Origin of the sequence: Aequorivita viscosa (assembly GCF_900106795.1) — a bacterium.
GTDB lineage: Bacteria > Bacteroidota > Bacteroidia > Flavobacteriales > Flavobacteriaceae > Aequorivita > Aequorivita viscosa.
Genome location: NZ_FNNS01000005.1, coordinates 174,445 through 182,680, shown reverse-complemented (window position 1 = coordinate 182,680; position 8,236 = coordinate 174,445). Strand labels below are relative to the sequence as shown.

Sequence of the window (8,236 nt, the reverse complement as noted above, 5' to 3'; positions counted from 1 at the left end):
TAATAAAAATCATACTGGGTCGGATCCATAGCTCCCAACATCTCCAACTCACGAACGGTTAAATCGAATATCTGTAACCCATCGGTGTTGTCATCGCATAATCGCAAGGGTGAAGGCTCAGTTAATATCGGACTGTTGCGGACTTCTAAGTTCAATCTTATAACAGCGTTACAAGATGTATTCATACCCTCAATTCTTGCGAAGACTACATCATTAAATGGATCGTCGTTAATATAAGGGTCGGTAAGTTCGTTTAAGTCATTCTGGGCGTCTAGTTCAGTTGGGTGATAAGTTACTACTAAATCTGGATCGCCATTTGTAATGTCGTCATCTGCGTCGTGTAGGTTGAAAGGTGCATAACCATCATTATCGGTGTCGCAAGTAATTAAATCTAATGGTGTTGGGTTCACATTCGGAGGAAGCTCCATAACAATCTCAAAGTTCGTAACCGAATAACAATCTTCATCCAGTCTATTTTCTACTCTTGCATGAAGTGTAATCTGAGTTGTTGTCACCATATATGGCTGCGGCAAAGGATTGTCTCCAGTATCTGCATCAGCAGCGCTTTCGTGATAAGTAACATGAAGTTCATTCGGGTCTTGTCCAGCCAAAATATCGGCAGAAAAAATAGCTTGTAAGTTTACAGGCTCACTTCCGGTATTATCTTGATCACATATATAATAAGGACTAGGAGGAGCGGTTGCAAAAGCAGATACAAGTAAAATTTCAAAAGAATCTACAACAAAACAGGTGTTATTTGCATTTTGAATCCTAACCCAAATTGTTTCATTGTTTCCTACAATAGGGTACGCATCGGCGGGGTTTATAAATGGAGTTCCATTTTCTGCCTCTGCTTGGCTATGGTGGTAAGTAATAACAAAATCGGTATCCTGAGTTCCTAAAACCACAGCATCATTTTGTGTTAAGTCAAAAAGTGCAGCAGAACCGCCATCGTCACAAAGTCCCAAATCTTGCGGAGGGTTAGCGATAATAGGTTGTGGGTTGAAAAGAATATTAATACTGTCTGTTATAATACATCCATCTTGATTCACTTCTACAGTATACTCACCAGAGTTGGGAGCGGTAGCGGTATAAGTACTATTAGTAGCTCCAGGAATTATAACACCATCAAGGAACCATTCATAGGTGAGATCTGGAACATCACCCGTCTCTGTATCTAAAACAATAGGATCATCTTCACAAGTTTCAACATCCTCTCCCAAATCAACTTCTATATCTGATTCTCTTGTTACAGTAACAGTATCAATATCCGTAATTGTTATCCCATTACAATCGGTATATTCAGCCTGCGCAGTAAAGGTTGTAGTTTCGTCAACACAAACAGTAATAGAGGGATCTGTACCAATAATGTTTCCGGCAGCATCTCTCCAAGTAAATTCAACATTAGACTCACCGTTTGGAGTAAAACGCCAAGCTTCCTCACTAGCCGACCAGTTACCTGTATTTCTTCCTGGAGGAGTATATCCTACAGTTCCATTCCAGTTTTGAATACCAATAGCTCCTCGACCTTCCTGAAAACCATTACAAGGAGTTCTATCCTTTACAAACACATCAATTGCATTTGTAGTTTCATAAAGAATTATCTGGTATGTTTGTGGAACACCACCACTTGTACCACAAGAATAATGTCCTAAATTATACATGTTAAAAACAAGCATTCTACAAGGGAACGTACCAATTACCTCATAGTTAATAGACCAGCCACTAAAGGAGTTTGGAGGGTATGTGTCTTGCAAAACACCCATAATGCCCAATACAGCACGAGCATCGGTAGTAGTTCCAATATTTCCAGGAATATTTCGATCGCCATCCTGTCCAAGAACATATCCCGCACCATTACTCGGTGTATACCTACCGTTAGGAACTTCTCCTGCAATACTAAAAGTTATACTTCCGTTCGAGCTAATTAAGAGCCTACTATATGGGTCTCCAAAAAAACAGAAGTCAAAAGGCAGTTGAATAGCCTCAGACCATACATCATCTGATGTAATATTTGTAGAACCAGTACCTCCTGTAAAAGGAAAAGGCGGATCATAAGGTATAGAAGTTACAGCATAACTAGTTGTCTCTCCTGTTTGAAGATAAGACGCAGTTAGGGTAGTACAAGGGTCGGCACAGGTTACTTCAACATCTGGTCCAGCATTAACATTCGGGCACCCAGGTCCCTGAGCATAAAGGGAAAAGGATAGTAATAAAAATAGAAACCCGAGGTGTTTTTTGGGGCATAAGTTTGTCATGATATAAAGAAATAAAATTCCGTGGGGGAAATTAAGAAAATTTTGTGAATACACTCGACCTCTACAAGGAAAATATGAACTTTGAAGCATCTTTAACAATTTGCGATTCTGTATCTTTGCAAACTATCTAAATAAGAAAAGTTTTAAAATTGATGGATTTAGAAAAAACACTTAAAACCATAGAAGAAATGGGTGATGATCATATCAGCTCCTCTTCTGAAACACCAATGCGTCCCGATGCTTTTGAACTCAGCGATATTGAAAAAATAGCATTAATCAAAGAAGACGTGCGGAATATTATGGAGACCTTAGGCTTAGATTTATCTGATGACAGCCTTAAAGGAACCCCAAACCGAGTAGCAAAGATGTTTGTACAGGAAATTTTTGGTGGATTACATCCAAACCGAAAACCAAAAGCATCCACTTTCGACAACAAGTACAAATACAATGAAATGCTTGTAGAGAAAAATATAACCCTCTACTCCACTTGTGAACACCACTTACTTCCAATAGTAGGGCAAGCACATATAGCCTATATTTCTAACGGAACTGTTGTTGGCCTTTCAAAAATGAACCGAATTGTGGATTATTACGCAAAACGACCACAGGTTCAAGAGCGCTTAACCATGCAAATTGTAAAAGAGCTTCAGCAAGTATTAAATACCGAAGACGTTGCATGTGTTATAGACGCAAAACACCTATGTGTAAACTCCAGAGGTATTCGAGATATCGATAGCAGCACGGTAACTTCTGAATTTGGAGGTGCTTTCAAAAATTCTGACACTAGAAAAGAGTTTTTGGACTATATAAAATTAGACACAAAGTTTTAAGAGGCCTTAGAAGTTTAGTGCCTGATGATGAGTACTTAATTACGGGCGGAAAATGTAAAACATTTTAATTAAAATCTCATAGAAGCTAATTTCAACTTGTAACCATGCTATTACCTCTTAATACAAAAAGCACTGAGAATTAAAGTAATTTGAATCTTTAGAAAAACTATAAATATAGGTTGCCGAGCGAAGTCGAAGCACCGAATAGCAAGTAACAAATTCCTAACCTGAAACTTGAAGTTTTGAAACAGCACGATTTACACATATACAATTCACTTACCAAAACAAAAGAAAAATTTACACCTATACATGAAGGAGCTGTTGGCATGTACGTTTGTGGTCCCACCGTATACAGCAATGTACATTTAGGAAACTGCCGTACTTTCCTATCATTCGATCTGGTATTTAGGTATTTGAAGCATCTTGGATATAAAGTTCGGTATGTTAGAAATATTACCGACGCTGGGCATTTGGAAAACGATGGCGAAAGTGGCGAAGATCCGATTTTAAGAAAAGCACGAATCGAACAATTGGAACCGATGGAAGTTGTTCAGCGATACACTGTGGATTTTCATACCACTATGGCAAAATTCAATGCACACCCTCCAAGCATTGAACCTACTGCCACTGGACATATTATTGAACAAATACAAATTGTTGAAAAAATTATTGAAGAAGGGTTTGCCTACGAAACAAACGGCTCTGTCTATTTTGATGTTTTGAAGTTCAACAAAACCTACGAATACGGAAAGTTGAGCGGACGCAATCTGGAAGATATGATAGCCAACACTCGTGAGCTTTCAGCACAAACAGACAAAAAGAACCCTCAAGATTTTGCACTTTGGAAAAAAGCCGAACCCCAGCACATAATGCGTTGGCCTTCGCCTTGGAGTGACGGATTTCCTGGCTGGCACCTTGAATGTACAGCGATGAGTACTAAGTATTTAGGAGATAATTTTGACATCCACGGAGGCGGAATGGATCTTAAATTTCCACACCACGAATGCGAAATTGCCCAGGCTGAAGCTTGTAATCATATTTCGCCCGTAAACTATTGGATGCATGCCAACATGCTTACGCTCAACGGCAAGAAAATGTCTAAGTCTACTGGAAACTTTATTCTTCCAGACGATATGTTTACAGGTGAAAACGACATCTTAAGCAAACCATTTTCACCAACAGTTACTAAGTTTTTTATGTACCAAGCCCACTACCGAAGCATTTTAGACTTCAGTAGCGAGGCTTTGGAAGCTTCGGAAAAAGGATTTAACCGATTAATGGATGCTTACCGCATGCTGGATAACACTGAAACTTCAGAAAAAACAAGTCTTGACATTACTAGCTGGAGAAAATCTTGCTACGATGCGATGAATGATGATTTTAACAGTCCTATTCTCATAGCTCATCTTTTTGAAGCAGTGAAGTTTATTAATGCTTTAAAAGAAGGTAAAGAAACCATTTCGACAGAAGATTTAAAGCTGTTGAAACAAACAATGCACGACTTTTTGTTTGATGTCCTGGGTCTACAAAATGTTGCAGGTGAGAATTCACAAGATGGTGAAAAATTAACTGGAGCTGTCGAACTTCTTATCGAACTCAGAAATCAGGCTCGAGCCAACAAAGACTTTGCCACTAGTGATAAAATAAGAGACCAACTTGCGGAGAAAGGAATTCAGTTGAAAGATGGGAAAGAGGGGACTACTTTTCAGTTATTTAATAATGTATAATGCAGAATGAATAATGTTTGATGCTGAATTTAAAAGTTCTAAAAAATAAAAATTCTAATATTCTCAGTTAGCGTTTTCGATTTCGATTTCGATTTGGATTTGAATTTCATTTCATCCCATTATGAGTTATAACTTGAAGAAAATCCTAATATCTCCTTTTATCCTGTTAATACGGGGATATCAGAAATTTATATCTCCATTTACTCCTAGTACATGTCGCTACGCCCCTACCTGCTCACACTATACAATTGAAGCACTCGAAAAACACGGCTTGTTAAAAGGCGGTTGGTTAGCAATTAAACGCATTGGCAGCTGTAATCCTTGGGGAGGGTCTGGTTATGATCCCGTTCCTCCGAAAAAAGCAGAATGATTGTTCGTGAAAACGACTTAGGACAAAAGGACTTAAGATGTATGACTATCTCCGTTTTTACAGAAAGAATTTTTTTTACACCATTTTGTCATACATCCTACGTCTTACCGTCATAAGTCAATTTCAGATGACTTCACGGATAAGAATAAAAAGAAATAAGTTTATCGTTCGCAATACTTTTTGGCTTTTGCTATCTTTACGCAGCACACTAAAACACCCTCTATGCACTATTTAACAATTACTTGGAATCCTTCGGAAGGCATTGATTTAGGCTTCTTCATGATTCGCTATTACAGCCTTATGTTCGTCGTTGCCTTTAGTTTAGGTTGGATTTTGACTAAAAAGATCTATGAGCGTGAAGGTCAGCCACAAGAAATGCTCGACAAACTTTTCATCTATATGGTCTTGGCAACATTACTAGGTGCAAGACTAGGGCACGTTATCTTTTATCAACCTGAATTATTTGTGCAAGATCCAATTTCGGTGTTTTTACCAATAAGTACAGTGCCCGAATTTGAATTTACTGGTTTCCAAGGCTTGGCAAGTCACGGCGCGGCAATTGCCTATGTCATCGCCATGCTTTATTATAGTAAAAAAGTTATAAAAAAACCATTTTTCTGGGTTATGGACCGCATCATTATTGCTGTAGCAGCTGGTGGAACTTTTGTTCGTATCGGGAACTTTATGAACTCTGAAATTATAGGAAAGCCTTCTGGCGATTTCCCACTTGGTGTTCGTTTTGTTCACGAAGCCATACGCCCTTCCCAAGCCGTTCAAGCAACAGGAATACAAGACCCAGCAAAAGCTTATGACGCCATAGTACACAATCCTCAATTTTCTGAGCTGTTAAACTCGGTTCCTTTTAGGCATCCCGCTCAGCTGTACGAAGCAGCTGGATACATAATTGTCTTTTTAGTTTGTTGGTATTTGTATTGGAAAACCGAACGCAGAAAACAGATTGGCTACATTTTTGGAGTGTTTTTAATTCTTCTTTTTATGGTGCGCTTTATCGTCGAGTTTGTGAAAGAAAGCCAAGGTGGTTTTGAATCATTTCTAGGAGTGTTTTCTACTGGGCAATGGCTCAGCATCCCTTTCATTATTGCAGGGATCTATATCATGTGGAGCGCCTCAAAAAAATCTCCCAAACCTATAAACGAAGGTTCTTAAAAACTTCTAAACACCCCAAATCCAATAAGAAAGTCTGGTAAGTCATAAAATCTATTCACAATGAAAAAAATATTTACTTCGATAGCAATTATCGGCGCTCTATTAACTTTTTCTAATTGCAAAGACTCTGCATCTACAGACAACAAAAGCCTTACGCGAGAAATTACTTTTACCAAACAAGGTGAACTTAATTTAATAAAAGCAGAAAATGATTCTATAATTACAAAACTCGACATAGAAATTGCCGATGACGATTATAAAACACAAACAGGATTGATGTACCGTCGATCTATGGCCAAGAATCAAGGAATGCTATTCATTTTTAAAGATTCGCAAATTCGTTCTTTTTATATGAAAAATACTGAATTTGCCTTAGACATCATATATTTCAATTCAGAAAAAGAAATTATAAGCATCCGCAAAAATGCAAAGCCCTTCGATGAATCATCACTTCCTTCCGAAGCCCCTGCGCAATTTGTATTAGAGGTAAACGCAGGACTTTCTGACAAATGGAATCTCACCACTGGAGATACGTTTCAACTTATTCAAGAGAATTAAGAATCGACTGTTTCCAATTTCAGTAATTTCGCTATCGTAATGACCAATAGTTATAACTATTGGGCATTACGATAATTATAAGTAGCTTTGAAATAAAAACAATGTTTACTAGAATTATCGAAAATAAGGTTCAGGAAAAACTAAGAAGCGGTAAAGCTATAGTAGTGGTTGGAGCGAGACAAGTGGGTAAGACCACCCTATTGAAAGGCATCCTGAAAGAGATGGATTATTTATTTCTCGATGGAGATGACCCTACAACAAGAAACTTGTTATCAAGTCCCAATACAGAAGAAATTAGGACTCTATTAGGCGACAATAAAAATGTATTTCTTGACGAAGCTCAAAGAATACCAGGAATTGGATTAACCTTAAAAATAATTACAGACCAATTTAAAGATGTTCAACTATTTATTAGTGGCTCATCATCATTTGATTTAGGAAATGAATTGAACGAGCCCTTAACTGGAAGGAAATGGGAATACGAACTATTTCCAATTGCTTGGGAAGAATATGAAAAAAAAATTGGATTTTTAAAATCAGAACAGCAACTCACAAACCGATTACTTTATGGCTTCTACCCAGATGTAATTAACAATCAGGGAAACGAGAAAGAGACATTAAAAAACCTAGTTAATAGTTATTTGTATAGAGATATTTTGGCTTTTTCGGACATTCGAAAACCAGAAGTTCTCGAGAAATTACTACAAGCGCTTGCATTGCAAATGGGAAGCGAGGTAAATTATAATGAACTGTCGCAACTAGTTGGAGTAAATAAAATTACAATACAAAAATATATCGAAATACTAGAACAAGGCTATATCGTATTTAGGCTCAACAGTTTCAGTCGAAACCTGAGAAATGAGATTAAGAAATCTAGAAAGATTTATTTCTATGATAATGGTGTCCGTAATATGATAATTGGTGATTTTAATCCGCTAGATCTACGGTTGGATAAAGGAGCGCTATGGGAAAACTTCTTGGTTTCGGAAAGGCGAAAACAAAACATATACAAGGACACATTTGCAAAAATGTATTTCTGGCGAACCAAACAACAACAGGAAGTTGACTTTCTAGAAGAGAAAAATGGTGTTATTCTAGGATATGAATTTAAGTGGGAAACTAAGGGCAAAAAGATGAAGCTCCCACAAACGTTTGTAGAAACATATAATGCAAAGAGCTTTGTAATAGATACTAATAATTTTAGAAGTTTTGTGAAAATTTAAAAGTTGCTCACTCAAGCTTCATATTTTGAAGTACTGCCTCCCGTGCCGCAGCTGATAAAGAGTAAATCAATTTTTATTTCCAAAAACTCGCACGAATACGTTC

At 37.5% G+C, this 8,236-nt stretch carries 6 protein-coding genes and 1 pseudogene; 6 read left to right on the top strand and 1 reads right to left on the bottom strand.

Annotation, left to right across the window (positions count from 1 at the left end; all coding sequences use genetic code 11):
- Positions 1 to 2,258: pseudogene (locus BLW28_RS04515) on the bottom strand (hypothetical protein); the annotation flags it as partial.
- A gap of 152 nt (positions 2,259 to 2,410) precedes the next feature.
- Between BLW28_RS04515 and folE the strand changes: the two are divergent.
- The 6 genes from folE (at position 2,411) to BLW28_RS04485 (ending at position 8,133) form a co-directional block, all read left to right on the top strand.
- Positions 2,411 to 3,088: a GTP cyclohydrolase I FolE gene (folE, locus tag BLW28_RS04510; protein ID WP_073215556.1), complete on the top strand. Its 678-nt coding sequence runs from the start codon at positions 2,411 to 2,413 to the stop codon at positions 3,086 to 3,088.
- Between the two features lie 242 nt (positions 3,089 to 3,330).
- Entirely contained in the window at positions 3,331 to 4,815 is a 1,485-nt protein-coding gene (gene cysS / locus BLW28_RS04505; protein ID WP_073215553.1) for a cysteine--tRNA ligase, read from the top strand.
- A gap of 121 nt (positions 4,816 to 4,936) precedes the next feature.
- Complete coding sequence (gene yidD, locus BLW28_RS04500) at positions 4,937 to 5,185, top strand: membrane protein insertion efficiency factor YidD (protein ID WP_073215551.1); 249 nt, start codon at positions 4,937 to 4,939, stop codon at positions 5,183 to 5,185.
- A gap of 222 nt (positions 5,186 to 5,407) precedes the next feature.
- Complete coding sequence (lgt, locus tag BLW28_RS04495; RefSeq protein ID WP_073215547.1) at positions 5,408 to 6,352, top strand: prolipoprotein diacylglyceryl transferase; 945 nt, start codon at positions 5,408 to 5,410, stop codon at positions 6,350 to 6,352.
- Positions 6,353 to 6,412: 60 nt separating this feature from the next.
- Positions 6,413 to 6,910, top strand: a complete 498-nt coding sequence (locus tag BLW28_RS04490) for a DUF192 domain-containing protein (protein ID WP_073215544.1) — start codon at positions 6,413 to 6,415, stop codon at positions 6,908 to 6,910.
- Between the two features lie 101 nt (positions 6,911 to 7,011).
- Positions 7,012 to 8,133, top strand: a complete 1,122-nt coding sequence (locus BLW28_RS04485) for an ATP-binding protein (RefSeq protein WP_073215541.1) — start codon at positions 7,012 to 7,014, stop codon at positions 8,131 to 8,133.
- Positions 8,134 to 8,236 lie beyond the last annotated feature (103 nt).